Origin of the sequence: Nocardia sp. NPDC050406 (genome assembly GCF_044459025.1) — a bacterium.
Lineage (GTDB): Bacteria > Actinomycetota > Actinomycetes > Mycobacteriales > Mycobacteriaceae > Nocardia.
Window position 1 is genome coordinate 819,017 of sequence record NZ_JBITIM010000001.1, and the last position, 18,740, is coordinate 837,756.

At 68.8% G+C, this 18,740-nt stretch carries 17 protein-coding genes and 1 pseudogene; 10 read left to right on the forward strand and 8 right to left on the reverse strand.

The window, feature by feature from the left end; all coding sequences use genetic code 11:
* The first annotated feature begins 3 nt into the window (after window positions 1–3).
* Window positions 4–2,580, forward strand: a complete 2,577-nt coding sequence (locus ACIBH2_RS03800; protein WP_397113109.1) for an SDR family NAD(P)-dependent oxidoreductase — start codon at window positions 4–6, stop codon at window positions 2,578–2,580.
* Complete coding sequence (locus tag ACIBH2_RS03805) at window positions 2,577–4,178, forward strand: flavin-containing monooxygenase (RefSeq protein ID WP_397113111.1); 1,602 nt, start codon at window positions 2,577–2,579, stop codon at window positions 4,176–4,178. Before ACIBH2_RS03800 ends, ACIBH2_RS03805 begins: the two co-directional genes overlap by 4 nt.
* Here the strand turns inward: ACIBH2_RS03805 and ACIBH2_RS03810 are convergent.
* Window positions 4,096–4,737 (reverse strand): class I SAM-dependent methyltransferase, encoded by a 642-nt coding sequence (locus tag ACIBH2_RS03810; protein ID WP_397113113.1) that lies wholly within the window; start codon window positions 4,735–4,737, stop codon window positions 4,096–4,098. The two genes, ACIBH2_RS03805 and ACIBH2_RS03810, sit on opposite strands and share 83 nt — an antisense overlap.
* A 182-nt stretch (window positions 4,738–4,919) precedes the next feature.
* Between ACIBH2_RS03810 and ACIBH2_RS03815 the strand changes: the two genes are divergently transcribed.
* Entirely contained in the window at window positions 4,920–5,615 is a 696-nt protein-coding gene (locus ACIBH2_RS03815) for a class I SAM-dependent methyltransferase (RefSeq protein WP_397113115.1), read from the forward strand.
* Window positions 5,616–5,635: 20 nt separating this feature from the next.
* On the opposite strand, the gene ACIBH2_RS03820 is transcribed toward ACIBH2_RS03815, so the two are convergent.
* Window positions 5,636–7,015 carry an acyl-CoA dehydrogenase family protein gene (locus tag ACIBH2_RS03820; RefSeq protein ID WP_397113117.1) on the reverse strand — a complete coding sequence of 460 codons (1,380 nt, stop codon included), beginning with the start codon at window positions 7,013–7,015 and terminating at the stop codon, window positions 5,636–5,638.
* Between the two features lie 113 nt (window positions 7,016–7,128).
* On the opposite strand from ACIBH2_RS03820, the gene ACIBH2_RS03825 reads away from it, so the two are divergent.
* Entirely contained in the window at window positions 7,129–7,824 is a 696-nt protein-coding gene (locus ACIBH2_RS03825; protein ID WP_397113119.1) for a DUF2993 domain-containing protein, read from the forward strand.
* A 2-nt stretch (window positions 7,825–7,826) separates the two neighbouring features.
* On the opposite strand, the gene ACIBH2_RS03830 is transcribed toward ACIBH2_RS03825, so the two are convergent.
* Window positions 7,827–8,258 (reverse strand): hypothetical protein, encoded by a 432-nt coding sequence (locus ACIBH2_RS03830; RefSeq protein WP_397113121.1) that lies wholly within the window; start codon window positions 8,256–8,258, stop codon window positions 7,827–7,829.
* A 150-nt stretch (window positions 8,259–8,408) separates the two neighbouring features.
* Between ACIBH2_RS03830 and ACIBH2_RS03835 the strand changes: the two genes are divergently transcribed.
* Both ACIBH2_RS03835 and ACIBH2_RS03840 read left to right on the forward strand, forming a co-directional pair.
* The gene (locus tag ACIBH2_RS03835; protein ID WP_397113123.1) at window positions 8,409–9,155 is read left to right on the forward strand and encodes a helix-turn-helix domain-containing protein; all 747 of its coding nucleotides are present in this window, start codon (window positions 8,409–8,411) and stop codon (window positions 9,153–9,155) included.
* A gap of 86 nt (window positions 9,156–9,241) precedes the next feature.
* Window positions 9,242–10,030 (forward strand): phytanoyl-CoA dioxygenase family protein, encoded by a 789-nt coding sequence (locus ACIBH2_RS03840; RefSeq protein WP_397113125.1) that lies wholly within the window; start codon window positions 9,242–9,244, stop codon window positions 10,028–10,030.
* Here the strand turns inward: ACIBH2_RS03840 and ACIBH2_RS03845 are convergent.
* Together ACIBH2_RS03845 and ACIBH2_RS03850 are read right to left on the reverse strand one after the other, a co-directional pair.
* A complete protein-coding gene (locus ACIBH2_RS03845; RefSeq protein ID WP_397113127.1) occupies window positions 10,015–10,806 on the reverse strand; it encodes an SDR family oxidoreductase in 792 nt (263 codons plus the stop codon). The two genes, ACIBH2_RS03840 and ACIBH2_RS03845, sit on opposite strands and share 16 nt — an antisense overlap.
* A 62-nt stretch (window positions 10,807–10,868) precedes the next feature.
* Window positions 10,869–11,459 (reverse strand): helix-turn-helix domain-containing protein, encoded by a 591-nt coding sequence (locus ACIBH2_RS03850; RefSeq protein ID WP_397113129.1) that lies wholly within the window; start codon window positions 11,457–11,459, stop codon window positions 10,869–10,871.
* An 87-nt stretch (window positions 11,460–11,546) separates the two neighbouring features.
* Here ACIBH2_RS03850 and ACIBH2_RS03855 point away from each other — a divergent pair.
* Both ACIBH2_RS03855 and ACIBH2_RS03860 read left to right on the forward strand, forming a co-directional pair.
* Window positions 11,547–12,047 (forward strand): annotated as a pseudogene (locus ACIBH2_RS03855) (DinB family protein); the annotation flags it as partial.
* Window positions 12,048–12,072: 25 nt separating this feature from the next.
* Window positions 12,073–13,077, forward strand: coding sequence for an alpha/beta hydrolase (locus ACIBH2_RS03860; RefSeq protein WP_397113131.1), 1,005 nt, complete (start codon window positions 12,073–12,075; stop codon window positions 13,075–13,077).
* A gap of 4 nt (window positions 13,078–13,081) precedes the next feature.
* On the opposite strand, the gene ACIBH2_RS03865 is transcribed toward ACIBH2_RS03860, so the two are convergent.
* Both ACIBH2_RS03865 and ACIBH2_RS03870 read right to left on the reverse strand, forming a co-directional pair.
* A complete protein-coding gene (locus tag ACIBH2_RS03865; protein WP_397113133.1) occupies window positions 13,082–14,029 on the reverse strand; it encodes an alpha/beta fold hydrolase in 948 nt (315 codons plus the stop codon).
* Between the two features lie 121 nt (window positions 14,030–14,150).
* Window positions 14,151–15,086, reverse strand: coding sequence for a Gfo/Idh/MocA family protein (locus tag ACIBH2_RS03870; RefSeq protein WP_397113135.1), 936 nt, complete (start codon window positions 15,084–15,086; stop codon window positions 14,151–14,153).
* A 109-nt stretch (window positions 15,087–15,195) separates the two neighbouring features.
* Here ACIBH2_RS03870 and ACIBH2_RS03875 point away from each other — a divergent pair, with 109 nt between their 5' ends.
* Window positions 15,196–16,155, forward strand: a complete 960-nt coding sequence (locus tag ACIBH2_RS03875) for a helix-turn-helix transcriptional regulator (RefSeq protein ID WP_397113137.1) — start codon at window positions 15,196–15,198, stop codon at window positions 16,153–16,155.
* 237 nt (window positions 16,156–16,392) lie between these two features.
* Complete coding sequence (locus ACIBH2_RS03880) at window positions 16,393–17,958, forward strand: DEAD/DEAH box helicase (protein WP_397113139.1); 1,566 nt, start codon at window positions 16,393–16,395, stop codon at window positions 17,956–17,958.
* Here the strand turns inward: ACIBH2_RS03880 and ACIBH2_RS03885 are convergent.
* On the reverse strand, window positions 17,955–18,728 hold the full coding sequence (locus ACIBH2_RS03885; protein WP_397113141.1) for a glutamine amidotransferase: 774 nt from the start codon (window positions 18,726–18,728) through the stop codon (window positions 17,955–17,957). The two genes, ACIBH2_RS03880 and ACIBH2_RS03885, sit on opposite strands and share 4 nt — an antisense overlap.
* Window positions 18,729–18,740: the final 12 nt, after the last annotated feature.

Below are 18,740 nucleotides of genomic sequence, written 5' to 3' on the forward strand. Positions count from 1 at the left end.
CCGATGGAACTGCCGAAATCCCTGCGGATCGCGCTCGGCGCAACGAGTTACGGCATCAGCGATCGGCGGCTCGCACCCGCCGTCGCCGGGAAGGTGATCCTGGTGACGGGGGCCTCCTCCGGTGTCGGTCGCGCCACCGCCAAGCGTCTGGCCGCCAACGGCGCGACGGTGATCGCCGTGGCGCGCCGCCGAGAACTGTTGGCGCGCTTGCGCGATGAGGTGGATGGCCCGGGCTCGATCCACCCCTACCCCACCGATCTGACCGATATCGACGCCTGTGCCGACCTGGTGCGGCGGGTGCTCGCCGACCACGGGCGGGTGGATGTGTTCGTCAACAACGCGGGACGCTCGATTCGCCGGTGGCTCTCGGACTCCGTCGACCGCTGGGACAATGTCGACGAGACCACCCGGGTCAACTATCTCGGCCCGGTGCGCCTGGTCATGAGCCTGCTGCCGTCCATGCGGGCCAGGCAGTGCGGCCATATCGTCAATGTCAGCACCGCCGGGGTTCATGTACCGGGTGTCGGGTGGACCAATTATGTCGCCACGAAAGCGGCGTTCCACGCCTGGATGCGTGGTGCCGCACCCGAATTGCGCGCCGACGGCATCACCTCGACCGCCATCCACCTGCAATTGGTGCGCACGGACATGCTCGGCCCCTGGCGGATCTACCGGTACATGCCGGGCAATACGCCGGAAGAGGCGGCCAGCGTGGTGTGCCGGGCCATCGTGGATCGCCCGCTCGCCATCCGCCCGTGGTTCGAAAGAGCCGGTGCCCCAGTGCTGTACGCCCTGGACAGCTCCCGCACCGCGCAGCGCGCCATGACCCTGTACGCCCAGGCGAGCAACCCGAACGCCCGGCCCGTCGACTGGGCAGACCGCTCGGCCGCCGTCGAATCCGCCACCAAGCTCCTCGACGGACTGGTGACAGTGGCGAGCCGGTTGCCCGACAGCGGCGCGCTGAAGTTGTTGCCGCCCACCAGGATCGCGCCGACGATGCTGTCACTGCGCGGCGGCGTCGGCCTCTCCACCGTCCTGGCGACCTTCGCGGCGCGATTCCCGGAACGTCCCGCCATGATCGACGACGAGGGCGCGATCACCGCCGCCGAACTGCACCGGCGCGTGGAACGTTTGGCGGCGGCCGCACGGGAACGCTGGGATATCGGTCGGGGCAACCGCGTCGGGGTGCTGTGCCGCAACCATCGCGGGTTCGTCGAGGCCACCTACGCGGCCGCGCGGCTGTCGGCGGATGTGGTGCCGTTGAACTACGGGTTCGCGGGACCGCAGATCGGTGAGGTGCTGCGCCGCGAGCGCGTCGATCTGCTCTGCTACGACGCCGAATTCCATACCGAGATAGAGCAATCCGGATACCTGGGAGCGCGCCTGCTGGTGCGCGGGGCGGCCGGTGGGCTGCCGACGGTGGCGGAGCTGATCGCCGAGGGTTGTGCTCCCGTGCGCGCGCCCGCGTACGGAAGCGCCATCATCATCCTCACCGGCGGCACCACCGGCGTGCCCAAGGGCGCGCCACGCCACCTCGGTATCCGTGCGGTCCTACCCATGGTCGCCGCCCTGCATCCGCGCATGCTGCGCGCCGTCGGGCAGGTGGCCGATCTCCAGCCGATGCCACGCCTGGGCGAGCCCATGGTCATCGCTCCCCCACTGCACCACACGTACGGCTTCTTCGCCCTGCTGGCCGCCTTCGCCCTGGGTTCGACGGCGATCGTGCACGAGAAGTTCGATCCCGCACAGGTGCTGGCCGACATCGAGCAGCACGGTGTGCGCATCGCCTGCCTGGTGCCGACCATGGTGAAGCGGATCATGGACCTGCCGCCCGAGGCGCGGGCGCGCTACGACACCACCAGCCTCCAGATGGTGCCGTGCGGTGCGGCTCCACTACCGCCGTGGCTCGCCCTGGCCTTCATGGACGAATTCGGCGATGTGCTCTACAACGGCTACGCGTCCACCGAGACCGGAATCGGCGCACTGGCCTCCCCGGCCGATCTGCGCGCCGCACCGGGCACGGTGGGCCGACCACCGACCGGGATGGTGGATATCCGCATAGTCGACGATCAGGGCCGCGACCTGCCGACCGGCACCACCGGCCGAATCATCAACAAGAACCCGCTGCTGTTCCGCGGCTACAGCGACGGTAAGCGCAAAGCCATGGTCGGCGAATACATGGACTCCGGCGATATCGGACATTTCGATGCCGAGGGGCGGCTGTTCATCGACGGCCGATCCGACGACATGATCGTCTCCGGCGGTGAGAACGTCTTTCCGCAGGAGGTGGAGGACGCGCTGCTCGCGCATCCGGCGGTCGCGGACGCGGGCGTGGTCGGGGTGCCCGATGACGATTTCGGACAGCGGTTGGCGGCGGCCGTGGTGCTGAAACCGGGTGCGGCGGCCAGCACCGACGAACTCAAAGCACACGTGAAGGCCACCCTGGCCACCTACAAGGTGCCGCGTGACATCGTCTTCGTGCCCGCATTGCCGCGCACGACCGCGGGCAAACTGCGCAGGCAGCAGGTGCCCGACACCATAGCCGCGTCCCTGCGCGAGGATGTGAGGTCCCGATCATGAACTCCACCAATGGTTCCCGCGTCCATCCGAGGTACGAGGTCGCCGTCATCGGGGCCGGTTTCGGCGGTATCGGCGCGGGCGTGGCGCTGCGCCGGGCCGGAATCGAGAACTTCGTGATCATCGACAAATGGCCGAAGGTCGGCGGCACCTGGCTGGCGAACACCTATCCCGGTGTCGCCGTGGATGTTCCGTCGCCGGTCTACAACTTCTCGTTCCAGCCGCGATCACGGTGGTCGCGGTTCTTCGCCCCGGGCAACGAGATTCAGCGCTACGCGGAGGAGGTCGTCGACCGACAGGGCTTGCGCGCCAAACTGCGGCTCGGGAAGGGCACCGTGCGCGGCGCTTTCGATGAAGCCGACGATCTGTGGCGACTCACCCTCGACGACGGTTCGGAGGTCACGGCCCGTTTCGTCATCGGGGCCGTGGGCGGCCTGGAGCAGCCGAACACCCCGCCGATTCCGGGGATCGACGAGTACACCGGCACGATCATGCACAGCTCGCGCTGGGATCACGACTACGACTACCGAGGCCAGCGAGTGGCGGTGATCGGCACCGGCGCGACCGCGCTACAGGCGATTCCGGAACTGGCCAAAGACGTGGCGCGGCTGTGCGTCTACCAGCGGCGCGCCATCTGGATCGGCCCGAAACCCGATTTCGCGATGGGACCGGTGCTCAATGGCGTACTCGCTTTCGCGCCCTTGCAGAAGACCGTGCGCCTGGTCGGCAATATCGGCGTGAACGCCGGATTGGGTGCGGGACTGGCGGTGTCGAACTATCCGCGCCTGACCTCGGTCGGGCTCACCCTCGGCGAAACCGCGCTCAAGGGTTTCCTGTTCACGCAGGTGCGCGACCCGGAACTACGCCGCAAACTCACCCCCGACTACCGACTGGGCTGCAAGCGCCCCTCGATCTCCAACGACTACTTCAAGACCTTCACGCGGCCGCACGTCGATCTCGTCACCGAGCGCATCGAGCGGTTCACCCGCACCGGCATCGTCTCCGCCGACGGCGTCGAACGCGAATTCGATATGGCGGTGTGCGCCACCGGATTCAAGGTCATGGAGAAGGGCTATACGCCGCCGTATCCGATCTACGGGCGCGACGGCATCGAACTCGGCGCGTTCTGGGACGAGAACCGCTTCCAGGCCTACCAGGGCGTCTCGGTCCCCGGATTCCCGAATTCCTTCCTCATCACCGGTCCCTACGGGTACGCACCGGGCTCCTACATTCCGCTCATCGAATCGACCGCCGCCCATGCCGCCCGCGTGATCACCGAGACCCGTCGCCGCGGCGCGACGCGAGCGGAGGTGCGCCAGGAACCGCACGACCGCTACTTCGCGCGTATGGACAAGCGCGCCAAGCGCACCCACCTGTTCACCCAGGGCTGCGTCACCTCGAACACCTACTACATCAACTACCAGGGCGACGGCGCGGCCTTCCGGCCCTCGACGCAGCTCGAGATGTACTGGGAGAACCGCCATTTCCCCCTGGACGACTACCGCTACACCGGTGGCGTCAGCGCCGCCGCGCCACGGTCACGACATCGCGGACGAGCGCGGCCCCGAACAGCGGCCGCCGCACCCGACGCTGCTCGATGACCTCGAAACCATTGCCCTCCAGCAGGGTTCGCATCTCCTCCGGCGTCGGCCAGTAGGCCGCGCCACGCACCAGGGCGGGCTGCATCGGTGTCGTGAGCGGTCCGTCCGGGTTGAACACCACCATCGCGAGCAGCCCGCCGGGGCGCAGGACGCGACGGAACTCCGCCACCGCGGGTTCGTGGTTGAAGAACGGGAACGCGTGCGTGGACACCACCGCGTCGAGGGCGCCGTCGGGCAGGCCGAGGTCCTCGGCGGGCCGCTGCCGCCACAGCACCCGATCGGTGCGGGCCCGCGCCTTGCGCAGCATTCCGGCCGCGGCATCGAAGCCGTACACCTCGTCCACCCGCAGGTCGTTGCGAATACGGGTGGCGAGAATGCCGGTGCCGCAACCCACATCGGCGACGCGGCGGGCCCCGTGCACCGCTAGGCGCGCGATGATCTCGTCCTGCGGTGGTCGGTACATGACCCGCTGGACGGGTGCGAAATCGTAGACGCGGGCGAGTTGCCCCCAGCCCGCGTGGACGAGGCGATTGAGCGGTCGGGTCGCTGCGGCGGTCATTGCTGCCTCTCCGTCGGCTACGGTGTCTCAGACACTACTATGGCACAGTGGGCGGGTTGTGGCCGGTCGAACCATGTCGGGTCGGCCGCGAGTGGCGTACCGTCCTGGGCAGAGCCGAATCGCCCAGCGCGCAACGGAGTCCGCACGCGGTGGTGGCGGACGGCACGAGCGGGAGGTGGGCCGTGAGCAGTGTCATCCCGGGCTGGAATGCCACCGATCTGTGGAAGAACCGTGCGTTCGAGGCGATTTGGGGCGCGCTCTACAACGCGGGCGTGGAGAACGAGCGCTTCGCGCGGCCGTTCGCGCGGCTCGTCTTCGGCACCGACGCCGCGCTGATCTATCGCAATCTCGAAGTGCTGCGGGAACTTCCGGATGGCAGCGCGGTGCTGGACGTGCCGTGCGGCGGAGGTCTCGCGCTGGGCGCGTTGAGCCCGGAGCAGCGGCTGCGCTATATCGCCGCCGATATCTCGCCGACCATGCTGGAACGCGCCGAACGCAAGGCGCGACACTTGGGGCTGACCGGAATCGAATTCGTCGAGGCCGATATACAAGCGCTGCCGTTCCCGGCGGGCGAATTCGATCTGTGCCTGTGCGTCAACGGTTTGCACTGCCTGCCGGGTCCGGCGTCGGCGGTGCGCGAGCTGGCGCGCTGTCTCACACCCGGCGGGCGGCTGGTGGGTAATTGCCTCGTACAGGGCGCGAATCAGATCGGCACCACCGCTGTCACCGTCATGCGATGGGGTGGGATCTTCGGCCCCGGCGGCACCGTCGACGACGTGGAGCGGTGGTTCACCGACGCCGGGCTGCGCATCGAGCGGCTCGAATTGTCCGGCGCGATGGCGCATTTCGATGTCCGGAAGCCGTCCGATACCGATTAGCCACCTAGCGGTCATCACGGCTACCGGGGCGGGCGGAGGTATTTCAACGCGGCCTTGACGATCGGACCCGGCACGCGATCACGCATGTTCAGCGCCGCGGCCGCGGTACGCCCACGCAGTTCGGTGCCGCGACCGAAGACCTTGTTCAGCGGTCCGCCCGAGGGCGCGAGGTCGATATGCAGGGGCGGTCGACCTTCGGCCGCGCCCAGAGCGTGCGAGACGATCATGCGCTGGATCTCGCTGGTGCCCTCGAAAATGGTGTAGAGCTTGGCATCTCGGTACCACTTCTCCACCGGGTGGTCGCTGATGTAGCCCCAGCCGCCGAGGGTCTGGATCGCGCGTTCGGTGGCTTGGACCGCGATTTCGCTGGCCACCAGTTTCGCCATGGATCCTTCACCGCGTTCGAAGGGCACGCCGCGCGCGGCCATCCAGGACGCCCGCCACGTCAGCAGTCGGGCGGCGTCGATGCGGGTGGCCAGATCCGCGATGGGGAACGCGATGCCCTGATTGTCGATGATCGGCGCACCGAAGGCCTCGCGCCGCTTGGCGTAGCCGGTCATGTACTCCAAGGCGGCCCTGGCGATTCCGAGCGCCTGCGCGGCGACCATGGGTCGCGTCTGCTCGAAGGTGCCCAGGGTGACCGACCGGGATCGGCCGTTGCCGCGGGCCGCTTCACGCCGCTTGGCCAAGGTGTGTTCCAGCTTCTCCTCCCCGCCGAGCAGGTTCTCCGACGGCACGCGGACGCCGTCGAACTTCAATTCCGCGGTGTGCGAGGCGCGGCAGCCCAGCTTGTCGAGCTTGCGCACCAGTTCCAGGCCCGGCGTGCCGCCCGGTACGACGAACAGCGCCTGGCCGCGGTGCCCGAGCTGTTCGTCGACGACGGCATTGACGACGTGGACGTCGGCGATACCGCCATTGCCGATCCACATCTTGTGGCCGTCGATGATCCAGTCGCTGCCGTCGCGCACGGCGCGGGTGCGCAGATTGCGGACGTCGCTGCCGCCCTCGGGTTCGGAGATGGCGAGCGCCGCGAGCTTCAGATCACCCGGTGTGCCGAAACATTCGGGGGCCCAGCGCAGCATTTGCTCCGGTGTGGCGGCCTGGCCGATTGCCGAGAGCGCCAGCGCGGGCATGACGATCGCCAAACCGATACCGGCGCAACCCCAGAACACCTCTTCCATGAACATCGGCAGTGACAGTCCGGTGGGGTCGCCGATGAGGTCGCGGTAGAACAGCGGACTGTAGAACCCGCGCTCGGCGGCCTCCTCCAGGACCGGCCAAGGGAATTCCTGGGCTCGGTCGTAGTGGGAGGCCACGGGTCTGATGTAGTCCTGCGCGAATTCGTGCGCCCGCTTGGCCAGGTCGTGTTGTGCCGCCGTGGGTGTCAAATCGAAAGTCACGACTGGTCGATACCCGGCCAGGTGGTTTCGACACGCGGAGGCGGCGGTTCGCGCCCGGCGGCGGTCGCCAGCGATGCACAGCATGATGGTGGGATGGTCGAACGGAGTAGCGCATGCGCGGATTGTTGATACTGGTCGTCGTGCTGGCGATCGCGCTGGTCGTCGGCGATCGGGTCGCGGTCACGGTGGCGCAGAACGAGATCGGTCGCAAGATCGCCGCCGAGTACAACCTGCCCCGACAACCGAAGGTCGAGATCGGTGGCTTCCCGTTTCTGACGCAGGCGGTCGACGGCACCTACCGCGAGATCGACATCCAGGTCGGTGACTGGACCGACCAGGACATCTCCGTCCAGAATCTGGATGTCACGCTGACCGACGTGTCGGCGTCGCTGGGCGATCTGATCAACGAGCGCACCTCGAATCTCGTCGCCGCCACCGCGACGGCCACCGCCGTGGTCCCCTACGACGTCGTGCGAAAGTACGCGCCCTCGGAGGTGGAATCGATCTCCTACAGCCCGGAGGGTCTGCGCGTCACCGGGACGTTCCCCGTCGATGGTCTCTCGATACCGGCCATAGTCGTGGTGACGGTGGCCCCGACCGAGAACGGCATCGAGGTCACCCCGGTCTCGGCCCAACCCGCCACGGGCGGCCCGACGATCTCCCTGGCGCTGCTGCGCCAGAACCTCACCTTCACCGTGCCATTGCAGCGCCTGCCTCTGGGTGCCCGGCTGACCGCCATCGAGCCGACCGCGGACGGCCTACAGGTCACCGCCATGGCCCACGACGTGCACTTCTCCGACCTGCCGTGACATCAACGCCACGAGGTGCGAGCACGTAGTCCGGCGATGCCGATGGCGAGGTCGGCCGCGATCTCGAACAGCGCGGCGAACCAGGAGAATCCGGTGACGCGCGCCGAGGCCGGGGGATTGAAGAAGCTGTCACTGAGCGGACCGAACCAGTCCGGGAGCAGGTGCACGACGGTGAAGCCGATGGCGCTCGCGAACCCGATGCCGATGGCCGCCAGCGGGGCCCATCGGTGGTGCGTGAACACCAGGGCGATGGTGGCGAGCGCGAGGACCGTCTGAATCGTGCCGAGGGTCATGACCAGCATCGAGATGGTGTCCATGCCGCGGCGGAAGTGGTCGGCTCCGTGGACGGCCAGGGCGATGGCGAAGACGATTGTGGTCCAGCGTAGGACGGCGTTCGCCGAGGTGGAGTTGGGGTGTGTTGGTGAGTGGGTCATGGGGTCTCCCCGCATTCTCGGGTCTATTACGGATTGTAGTAGACAGGGTTGGCCTGAGCGGTCGAAAATCGATCTGGGCACACGAAAATCGTGGTCCAGGTGCGATTTGCGACCGTTCAGGCCAACCTCCCCACCCGCTAACCTAACCCCATGACCCCCGCCGATGCCCCCACACCACTGGCCTGGATGCGCCCCGGCCACATCGGCTACATCGGCCCCGACCTCGGCGTCGAACCCCACTCCCCCTCCGTCGCGATGCTCGGCATCGGACTGGACGCGCCACTCGTCCTGCACACCGAGGCGCACGGGGAGATACACACCCGAAGCTTCTTCTCCCCCGCCCGCACGACCCAACGCCTGGTCGCCACCGACGGGTGGATCCTGGCCCTCTTCGTCGAACCCGCGGGCGCTCCCGCTACCGCGATCGCCGACGAGATGACCGCCGCGACAGGGCCTTTCGGGCTGCACCACCGTCGAGAGCGCGAGTTGGTCGAGCTGTGCCGCGGCGCGCGGGTGGACCCCGACCGCGTCTACGCCAGCGCCATCTCCGGCACCGCCCCGCCCGCCGATCCGCGCATCGAACGAGTGGCCGCCGAGATTCGCGGCGATTCCTCGCGCACCTTCCGCGCCGACCGGATCGCCGCGAATATGGGCCTGTCCACCTCCCACTTCCTGCGGCTGTTCGCCCAGCAGTACGGCACCACCTTTCGCGGGTACCAACGCTGGAATCGCTTGATCCGGACCGTCAGTGGCGCTGTCTCCGGCCACGACCTCACCCGCGCCGCGCTGGACGCGGGCTTCGCCACGCCCTCGCACTTCAGCGAAACCTTCCGCGACATGATCGGACTGTCGGCGACGACCATGCTGCGCGCCGGAATTCGTTTCGATCTCGGATAGTCGTTGTCCCCCGGGGATTCCTGCCGCATACCGCGCCGAGGTCCGGGTACGCCTCCGATGTAGGCGAGAGCGAAAGGTGCGCGGTGATGCTCGATCGAGAGCAGATCACCAGATTCGTCGAGGACGGGTTCGTCCGCCTGGAGTCGGTCTTCTCCCGGGCGACGGCACGGCGGTGCGTGGAGCTCATGTGGCCCGATACCGGTTGTGCGCCAGGCGATCCGGCGACCTGGACCCGACCGATGGTGCGATTGCGCGGATACGACGCCGAACCATTCCGCACAGTGGCCCGAATGCCCGCGCTGGAAAGGGCTTTCGACCAACTCGTCGGTCCCGGCCGGTGGGTGCGCAAGTCGGGGATCGAGGCCATCCCGGTTCGCTTCCCGCACGCGGACCCACCCGACGACGACTACTGGCACTTCGAGGGCAGCTATCTGCCCGAAGGCTGGACCGGTCACTCCTTCACGAACTACCGGTCGCGTGGGCGCGCCCTGTTCATGTTCGTGCTGTTCACCGATGTCACCGAGGTCGACGCACCCACCCGCCTGCGCGTCGGCTCCCATCTCGCGGTACCCGCACGCCTGCGCCGCTATGGCGAGGAGGGCCTCGACGCCACCCGCATCGACGAGACCGGCGTGCTGGAGGCCACCGCCGAACTACCGGTCACGCGGGCCACCGGCTGTGCGGGCGATATCTACCTGTGCCACCCGTTCCTGATCCACGCGGCACAGGCGCATCGGGGCACGACACCACGCTTCATGGCCACGCCCACGGTGGAATCGGCCGAGCCCCTGGGAATCGATGGCCGCTCACCCGTCGAAGAAGCCATCCGTCTTGGGCTGGAACACCTTTCGCCGACCGGCTACCGCCAGTGGTGATCGCCGACGGCCACGGCTTCCGAGCCGCCGTCGGCGAAAATGATCTGCCCCGTGACGAATCGGTTCTCCACGCTGGCGAGCCAGCAGATGAGTTCGGCGACCCATTCGGGGCGTCCCGGGAATCCGCCGAACGGTTGCGGCGCAGCGGATTCGACGGTGCGGCGTACCTCGTCATCGGCGAAAATCCATGCGGCCGCGGGAGTGTCGACAACCCCGGGCGCGACGACGTTCAGGGCGATTCCCGTACCGGCCCATGCGTCGGTCGGCGCGGTCCTGCGCACCCAGCGATTCAACGCGCGCTTGGCGATTCCGTATCCGCCGGTCGGACCACCGGCGGTCGAGTCGTCCGCCAGATACGCGACGGCGGCGGCCTCGTCACCGTCGAGGCAGGCTTGCACGATGCGGTCGTCCGCCGAGGCCAGCGACGACGTCGACGACACCGCCACGGCGCGCGGTGCGGGGCTGCGCGCCAACAGCGGCCGCAGCCCTTCCAGGGTCGCGACCGCCCCGAAGTAGTTCGTCTCCAACAGGCCGGTCTTGCCGCCGCCCGCGATCGCGAGCACCGCGTCGACCGACCCGTACGCGGTCACCTGATCGATCAGTGACCGCCGCCCCTCGGGTGTGGACAGGTCGGCTTCGACATCGGCCTTGTCGAGATCACAGCCGATGACCTCGGCTCCCCGCTCCCGCAGCAGCGCGGCGGTCGCCGCCCCGATACCGGAGGCCGATCCGGTGACGACATAGGTTCGTCCGGCGAGCCCCGCCTGCGCTGTCATCGCGTTCTCCTCTCCCCTGGATCCGTCCTCACTCTAAACCGACACTGCCCCAAAGCATTCGGCTAATGCTGCGAATCGCCGCGATCGGCGTGCACGTGCGAGCGCACACCTTGGACACCGAACAGGATGAGCAGTTCGACCGCGCCGCCGTCCGCGCTGCCCAGCCAGTGCGGCAGCGACGTATCGAATTCGGCCGCCTCGCCGGGCGGCAGGATCAGATCGCGGTCACCGAGTACGAGACGCAGCCGACCGTTGAGGACGTAGAGCCATTCGAAGCCGTCGTGGGTCTTGGGAGTCGGTTCCAAGGGCTCGGGAGTCGCGGGAATGATCATTTTGAACGCGTGCACCCCGCCCGGTCGCCGCGACAGCGGGATGAAGACCATGCCGAACTTCTTGATGGGTTTCAGATGTATGCGGGGGTCGCCGGTGCGGGGCGCGCCGACGAGATCGTCCAACGGGACGCCGTAGGTGCGCGACAGCGGCAGCAGCAGTTCCAGGGTGGCCCGGCGTTGCCCGCTCTCCAACCGGGAGAGGGTGCTCTCCGAGACACCGGTCGTCGCGGCGAGATCGGCGAGGGTGAGGCCGCGCTCGCGCCGCAGCGCCCGCAGCCGCGGCCCCACCGCGTCGAGAACGTCATCTGTTTCGCGATCCATGGGTCCATCTTGCCGAAACCGCAAGATCGCGTGCCAGCACGCACGGCAGCGGCCGAGACTGGCCGTATTCCGACAGAAGGAGTCTCGATGAGTGCCACCGCCGCTCCCGCTCGGCGTCGCAAGCGCCGCGACACCACGCCGCCTAGGACCGGAAACAGCGAAACCGAGGTGCTGCGCGGGTTTCTCGACTATTTGCGCGCCGCGATCGCCGCGAAGGTCGACGGTGCGCCCGAACCACAGGTGCGCACGGCCGTCGTGCCGTCCGGCACCACGCTGCTCGGCCTGGTGAACCATCTGACCTGGGTTGAGCGCGCGATGTTCCTCGGCGACACCGTCACCGACTGGCGCGCGACATTCCGGGTCTCGACGGACGACAGCGTGGCCGAGGTCGTCGCCCGCTACCGCGCCACGGTCGAGCGGGTCAACGAAATCCTCGACGGCTGTTGCGATCTCGGCGCACCACTGCCCCGCGCGGATCGTCCCGCCCCCAGTGTCCGCTGGGCGCTCACCCACCTGATCGAGGAGACCGGTCGCCACGCGGGCCACGCCGACATCCTCCGCGAACTCATCGACGGCACCACCGGCCGCCGATCTCTCCAGCAAAGGCGTACTCATGATCACCGCATCCCGCGCGCTCCGGTCGGCACGCACGATGGCCACCCTCCTGTTCGGCCTCGTACTCACCATGAGCGCCGCCGCCTGTTCCACGACCACCGCCCTCGCGCCCTATGCCGCCGCCACCCAGGGCGACCCGCGGTTCGACAACACATTTCGGCACGAATTCGCCGAGATCGATGGCGTCCGTATGCATTACGTCACCGGAGGCAGCGGTACGCCCGTGGTCCTGATCCACGGCTGGCCGCAAACCTGGTACGGCTGGTGGCCGATCATGCCCGCCCTCGCCGAGCACCACACCGTCTACGCCATCGACCTGCCCGGATTGGGCGACAACACCGGCACGCCCACCGGTTACGACAAGGCGACTCTCGCGCGCTACATACACACCCTGATCGCCGAGCAGCTCGGGATTCGCGACGCCCGCGTGATCGGCCACGATTTCGGCGCGGCCGTCGCCTTCCAGTACGCCGCGCAGTTCCCCGCGGACACCGCCCGCCTCGGCTATTTGGACCTGCCGCTGCCCGGACCCGCCCTCGACGCTGCCACCTACCGCACGCTGAGTTGGCATATCGCCTTCCACTCCCAGCGGCGCGTGCCCGAAGAGGTCGTCGGCGACGACGTTCGCGAATACCTGGCCCTGTTCTATCCGCAGGTTTCCTTCGGCGGCACGGCTTTCGGCGGTACCTCGGACCGGTCCCCGTTCACCGAGGCCGACATCACCGAATTCGCGCGCACCTACGGCCGCCCCGAGACGTTGTCCGCTGGCTTCGAGCTCTACCGATCCCTCGACAAGGACGTCCAGGACACTCTCGCGGCTCCGGCCACCGCCGTCCCCACCCTCCTCATGACCGCGCAGGGTCAGCTCGACGCGGTCCGCGCCACCGTCTCCCCGCGCCTGACCAATATCGTCGCGGCAGTCGATGTTCCCCGCGCCGGGCATTGGCTCGTCGAGGAGAACCCCGAATTCGTCACCGCGGAGCTACAGCGCTTCCTCGGCTGAGGAACTACGCGGCGAGGGCGAGTCGCAGCGTCGACGGCTCGCCGGATCGGGTCAGCAGGCGGGCGAGCGCGTCGGCGACGCGATGGGGCTGTTCGAGAATCACCGAATGACCGGCGCCGTCGATCATGACGAGATCGGAGTAGTCGACGGCCCTCGCGATGGCGACCGCGTGGGAGGGCGGGGTCATCAGGTCGGCGGACCCGCACAGGACCAGGGTGGGGATTCGCGACAGCGCGGGCAGGGCATCGGTCTGGTCGTAGGTCATGAACGCGCTCAGGAAGCTGGCCATGGTGACGATGGGCGTTTGATTGTGCATCGCCTTGGCCAGGGCGAGGACCGTCGGGCTGACCTTGCGATCGCCGAATTCGGCCGCGCGGACGATGGGCGCGAAGACCTTGCAGGCCAGGAGTTTCGCACGCTGCATGGTGCGCGGCGCGCGGCGGACGGCGGCCTGGAACAGCCCGATGAACGGATTGCGCAGCAGGCGGCCGAAACCCGCGTCGGCGAGACCGCTCGCGGCGGTGGCGACGAGGCCGACACCGACGACGCGCGTACCGATCTCGTGCGGGCGCTGGCTGATGTAGGTGAGTACGGTCATGCCGCCCATGGAGTGGCCGACGAGGACCACCGGCCCGGTCGGCGCGACGGCGTCGAGGACATCGCGCAGATCGTGACCGAGCTGTTCGAGGTGGTACGTGCGCCGCGAGGCGGCGGCCGAATCACCATGGCCGCGATGGTCGTAACTGACGATCCGGGCCGTCGGGTGTCGCCGCGTGAGTTCGTCGCGGACGAAGGTCCAGGACTCGCCGCGCAGGCAATGCCCGTGCAGCAGAACGACGGTCAGCGCGGCGTCGCGGGGGCCGTATTCGCGCACCGCGAGGGCTACGCCGTCCGCGGTCTGGACCGTGGCACGACGCTCCCCCGAGGTGGCGAGTGTGGTGGCGATCGTCATCAGAGGCTCCGGTTCGTGTGCGTAGCCCCTACTCTCCGGCAGCCCGGCCGCCGGGAGGAGCCACCCGGGTGCTGAAGATCGCCGCAACAGGGTGGAGCGAATCACCACCTAGGTGGCACGGTTACGGCCGCCGGGACACCTGTGCGTGCACGTCGAGCGTCAGCTCCAGCGCGTCCATGACGCTGGCCGGGGTGATCCGGTTCTCCGCCTCGCCGCGCAGGCAGGCCAGGACGTGCTCGATCATGGCGGTGTAGTTGTCGGGTCCGGTCGCGGGGATGTCGCGGCGACCGGCCGCGGTGTGTTCCACGACAATCGATTCCGTGTCGCCGGGGCGGTAGGCGTACTCGAGGACGCCCTCGGCGAAGGTGGCGCGGTAGCCGCCGTGGCTGCCGTAGGGGTGGGGCATGAGCGAGGAGCCCGAGCAGCGGGCGACCGCGTCCGGGTACGAGAAGAGCGCGTGCACGGCCGAACCCGCGTCCGGGCCAGCCGTGGCCGCCACGCTGGTCGCCGCCGGGCGACCCAGCAGCTCGATCACGAGGTCGATATCGCCGTGCAGCATGTCGGGGAGGATGGTGTCGAGTCCGAGGTCGTAGCCGGGCCACAGGCGCGCGGTGTGGTTGTCGAGTTCGAGCTCGCGCAGCGGGCCGTAGGTTCCGGATGCGTTGGCGTCCAGGAGGATTCGGTTGGCCGCGCTGAACCGGTCGTACATGTCGACGAACACCTGCCGGTCGCTGGCGGCGGCCGCGTCGACCACCCGGGCCGCGGCGGCCATATCCAACCCCAGTGGCAGCTCCGAGAGCACATGCTTGCCCGCCGCCAGCCCGCGCAGCACATGCTCGGGGTGCAGCGCGGTCGGCAGGCAGATATCGATCAGATCGATGGACGGATCGGCGTAGAGGCTGTCCAGGTCGGTGGTCGTGGGAAACCCGTATGTCGCTTCCAGCTCCGCGAGCGCCGCCGGGGTGCGACCGAAGACGATCACCTCGACATCGTCGCGGGCCGCGAACACCGCGGCGTGCGCACGACCGAAACCGGTTCCGAGCAATGCGATCTTCATTGGTGCGTGGTCCTTTCAGCTTGCTGATCTGCTCTGTCGCTCTGGCTTTACCGACGGTAGGAGGCCAATAGGACACCCAAAGTCCTGTTGCGCTGCCAAGATGGGGGCTATGCGAGATCCATCGGGCCGATTGCTGCAACTGCTGTCACTGCTCCAGTCGCCTCGGGAATGGACGGGCGTGGAGTTGGCCGAGCGGTTGCGGGTCACGCCGCGCACCATTCGCCGGGATATCGACCGGCTGCGTGAACTCGGGTATCCGGTGCACGCGACGCAGGGCAATGTCGGTGGATACCGGCTCGCCGCCGGGACGGCCATGCCGCCGCTGCTGCTCGACGACGAGGAGGCCGTCGCCATCGCCATCGGACTGCGCACCGGCGCGACATCCGCGGTGACCGGAATCGAGGACGCCTCGCTGCGCGCGCTGGCCAAACTCGAGCAGGTGCTGCCCGGCCGGTTGCGCCGCCGCGTCGCCGACCTGTCCGAAGCCGAGGTGCTGCCCGCGACCGGAGGACCGCAGGTGGAACCGGAGACCCTCGCGGCCCTGGCCGCCGCGTGCCGCGCGCACGAGAAGGTCCGCTTCGGCTACACCAAGGCGGCGGGCGCGAGCGACCGGCGCTTCGTCGAACCGCATCGGCTCATCGCCGCCGGAACCCGTTGGTACCTCATCGCTTTCGACGGGGACCGCGGGGATTGGCGCACATTTCGACTGGACCGGATCGAGGGCGTGCACCGCACGGGGGTCCGTGTGCCGCCGCGGGAACTGCCCGAGGGGATGGATGCCGCGACCTGGTTGACGCGCTCACTTCGACGCACCGGCACCGTGCAGGCGCGGGTACTGCTGCACGAGCCTCTCGACGCGGCGCAGCGCCATGTGGGCGCACGGCAGGGCGTGCTCGAAGCCGTCGACGAGCACACCTGCCTGCTCACCACCTATCCGGACGCGGCCCGGTACGTCGCCTACAACCTCGCGGCGCTGCCCGTCGCCTACACCCTGCTCGACCCGCCCGAGCTGGCCCCGCTGCTGCGCGCCCTCGGCGAACGCGCCCTCGCGGCGGCCGAGCGGCACTGAATCGGGGCACATCGGGGGCATATCCGGGCGGTCGACCGGGAGATCACGACCACACGATGCGCGGGAATCGGCCCACCTGGGTTATGGTTGTCGACGTCGAGTAGCGATCTTGCTTACTCCTCTCCGTCGTGGATGTCTTCTCTTCGCGTCGGCCACCCAGCGGTTACGGCAATTGCGGGCGATGTACCTGCGCACCGCTGTGGATCCCCCTGATGCTCGAAAGGCACCCAGACCCCTATGACGACTCGTTCATCGAGCCCTGCCCCCACCTTCGCCGACCTCGGCGTGCGCGCGCAGATCGCCGACCGCCTCGCGGCGGACGGCGTCACCGCGCCCTTCCCGATCCAGGCGGCCACCCTGCCCGACACCCTCGCCGGGCGCGATGTGCTGGCGCGCGGCAAGACGGGCAGCGGCAAGACCCTCGCGTTCTCCATCCCCATGGTCGACCGGCTCGCCGCCGGGGTGACGCGCAAGCCCGGCCAGCCCGTCGGCCTGGTGCTGGCGCCCACCCGTGAGCTGGCGACGCAGATCGCCGCCACCCTCGAACCCCTCGCCGCCGCCTGCCGACTCCAGGTGACCACCGTCTTCGGTGGCGTGCCGCAGAATCGCCAGGCCCGCGCGCTGAAGACCGCCGATATCGTGGTGGCCTGCCCCGGGCGGCTGGAAGACCTCATGAAGCAGCGCCTGGTCTCCCTCGACGCGGTGCGGATCACGGTGCTCGACGAGGCCGATCACATGGCCGACCTCGGCTTCCTGCCCGGCGTCACCCGGATCCTGGCGGCGACCCCGAACGACGGTCAGCGCCTGCTGTTCTCGGCCACCCTGGACAACGGCGTGAACAAGCTGGTGCAGCGGTTCATGCGCAATCCCTTGTCGCACAGCGTGGACGAGGCGCACTCCCCCGTGCCCGCCATGACCCACCACGTGTTCGAGATCGGCGGGGCCGACGCCAAGCGCGACCTGGTGTACGCGCTGGCCTCCGGCACCGGTCGCCGAATCCTGTTCATGCGCACGAAACATCACGCGCGTCGCCTCGCCAAGCAGCTCACCACCGCCGGAATCCCGGCCACCGATCTGCACGGCAATCTGTCGCAGGCCGCCCGTGACCGCAATCTGGCCGCCTTCACCGACGGCACCGCCCGCGTACTGGTGGCCACCGATATCGCCGCGCGCGGCGTCCACGTCGACGATGTCGAACTGGTCGTGCACGTCGATCCGCCCGCGGAACACAAGGCGTACCTGCACCGTTCGGGCCGCACCGCCCGCGCGGGCAGCTCGGGCGACGTGGTGACCGTGGTGCTGCCCGAGCAGCGCAGAGATGTGGCCGTGCTGCTGCGCAAGGCCGGTATCACCGTGGCGCCGGAGCGCGTCACCGCGCAGTCGCCGTCGGTGACCGCGCTGGTCGGCGAGACCGCACCGCTGGTCGCACCCCGCCCGGTCGCGGCGGGCTCGGATGCCGAGCGTGGTCGCCGGGGCGCTGGCGGCGGACAGAACGGGCGCGGCAACCGGTCTCGCGGCGCGAACCCCGCCCGCGGGGGCGGCGACGAGCGCGGCAATCGCTCGCGTGGTGCGCGCGGCTTCGACGGCGAGAGCCGAGAGGCGCGCGGCGGTGCCAATGGACGCCGCGGCGGCGCGACCGCCCACGCCGGTGGCACCCGTCAGACGGGCGGCCACGAGCGCACCGGAACCGCCACCCGAGGCACCGGCACCCGTTCGACCGCCGGAGCCTCGCGCGGGCGCACCTCGCACCCGCAGCGCACCCGTGAGCAGGGCGTGGCCGCCCCGCGGTCGGGCCGCCGCTAATTCGCTTCCGGTACCTGGAGTTCGGTCTCGCGTTCGGTCTCGCAATAGCGAGTGATGAACCGGCGCAGCAGTTCTCCCGGTACCGGCACCGACTCCCGATGGCCCAGCGCGATCAGGATGTCGGCCTCGGCCGGATCGAAATAGCCCGCATGCCGGTAGGTTTCGATGCGCAGCGCGAGCCCGTCGCCGTCGAGTTCCGGATGGAATTGGGTGGCGTACACGTGCTGCCCGACGCGCACCATCTGCACCGGGCAGCCGGAGGATCCGGCCAGTAGGACCGCGCCGGGCGGCACCTCCTGACAGGCCTCCTTGTGTCCGACGAAGGCCCGGAAGGTCTGTGGAATGTCGTGCAGCAGTGGGTCTTCGCGGGCCGCGTCGGTCAATTCGATGGTCTGCGCACCGGCCGTCTCGCCGTAGCGCTCCTCGCTCACCTTCCCGCCGAGCACATCGGCCAGAATGCTCAGCCCGTAGCAGGCCCCGAGATAGGGGAAGTCCCGTCGGGCGATCTCGGCGACCAGCGTGCGCAGCTTCGGTTCGAACTTGCGCTGGTACTCGTATTTCTGTTCCTCGGGCTTGCTGACATTGCTGGGTCCGCCGCCCACGATGACGGCGGAGAAGTCGTCGAGTTCCACATCCGGGAACTCCTGGTCCATCTGGATCCGCTTCATTCGATCCGCATCCAGCTCGGCAGCGCGCAGAATGGCCTGGTACTCGTCGTCCGCGGCGGCTCGCTCGGGCCGCAGCTGCAAGAGCAGACATGGTTTGGGCATGGCTCAGATTGT

Coding starts and splice junctions, on each gene's coding strand:
- ACIBH2_RS03835 (WP_397113123.1), top strand. CDS start 8,409: ATGACCCCCGCCGATGCCCCCACACCACTGGCCTGGATGCGCCCCGGC.
- ACIBH2_RS03865 (WP_397113133.1), bottom strand. CDS start 14,029: ATGACGATCGCCACCACACTCGCCACCTCGGGGGAGCGTCGTGCCACG.
- ACIBH2_RS03830 (WP_397113121.1), bottom strand. CDS start 8,258: ATGACCCACTCACCAACACACCCCAACTCCACCTCGGCGAACGCCGTC.
- ACIBH2_RS03825 (WP_397113119.1), top strand. CDS start 7,129: ATGCGCGGATTGTTGATACTGGTCGTCGTGCTGGCGATCGCGCTGGTC.
- ACIBH2_RS03810 (WP_397113113.1), bottom strand. CDS start 4,737: ATGACCGCCGCAGCGACCCGACCGCTCAATCGCCTCGTCCACGCGGGC.
- ACIBH2_RS03860 (WP_397113131.1), top strand. CDS start 12,073: ATGATCACCGCATCCCGCGCGCTCCGGTCGGCACGCACGATGGCCACC.
- ACIBH2_RS03800 (WP_397113109.1), top strand. CDS start 4: ATGGAACTGCCGAAATCCCTGCGGATCGCGCTCGGCGCAACGAGTTAC.
- ACIBH2_RS03850 (WP_397113129.1), bottom strand. CDS start 11,459: ATGGATCGCGAAACAGATGACGTTCTCGACGCGGTGGGGCCGCGGCTG.
- ACIBH2_RS03840 (WP_397113125.1), top strand. CDS start 9,242: ATGCTCGATCGAGAGCAGATCACCAGATTCGTCGAGGACGGGTTCGTC.
- ACIBH2_RS03875 (WP_397113137.1), top strand. CDS start 15,196: ATGCGAGATCCATCGGGCCGATTGCTGCAACTGCTGTCACTGCTCCAG.
- ACIBH2_RS03870 (WP_397113135.1), bottom strand. CDS start 15,086: ATGAAGATCGCATTGCTCGGAACCGGTTTCGGTCGTGCGCACGCCGCG.
- ACIBH2_RS03805 (WP_397113111.1), top strand. CDS start 2,577: ATGAACTCCACCAATGGTTCCCGCGTCCATCCGAGGTACGAGGTCGCC.
- ACIBH2_RS03885 (WP_397113141.1), bottom strand. CDS start 18,728: ATGCCCAAACCATGTCTGCTCTTGCAGCTGCGGCCCGAGCGAGCCGCC.
- ACIBH2_RS03880 (WP_397113139.1), top strand. CDS start 16,393: ATGACGACTCGTTCATCGAGCCCTGCCCCCACCTTCGCCGACCTCGGC.
- ACIBH2_RS03845 (WP_397113127.1), bottom strand. CDS start 10,806: ATGACAGCGCAGGCGGGGCTCGCCGGACGAACCTATGTCGTCACCGGA.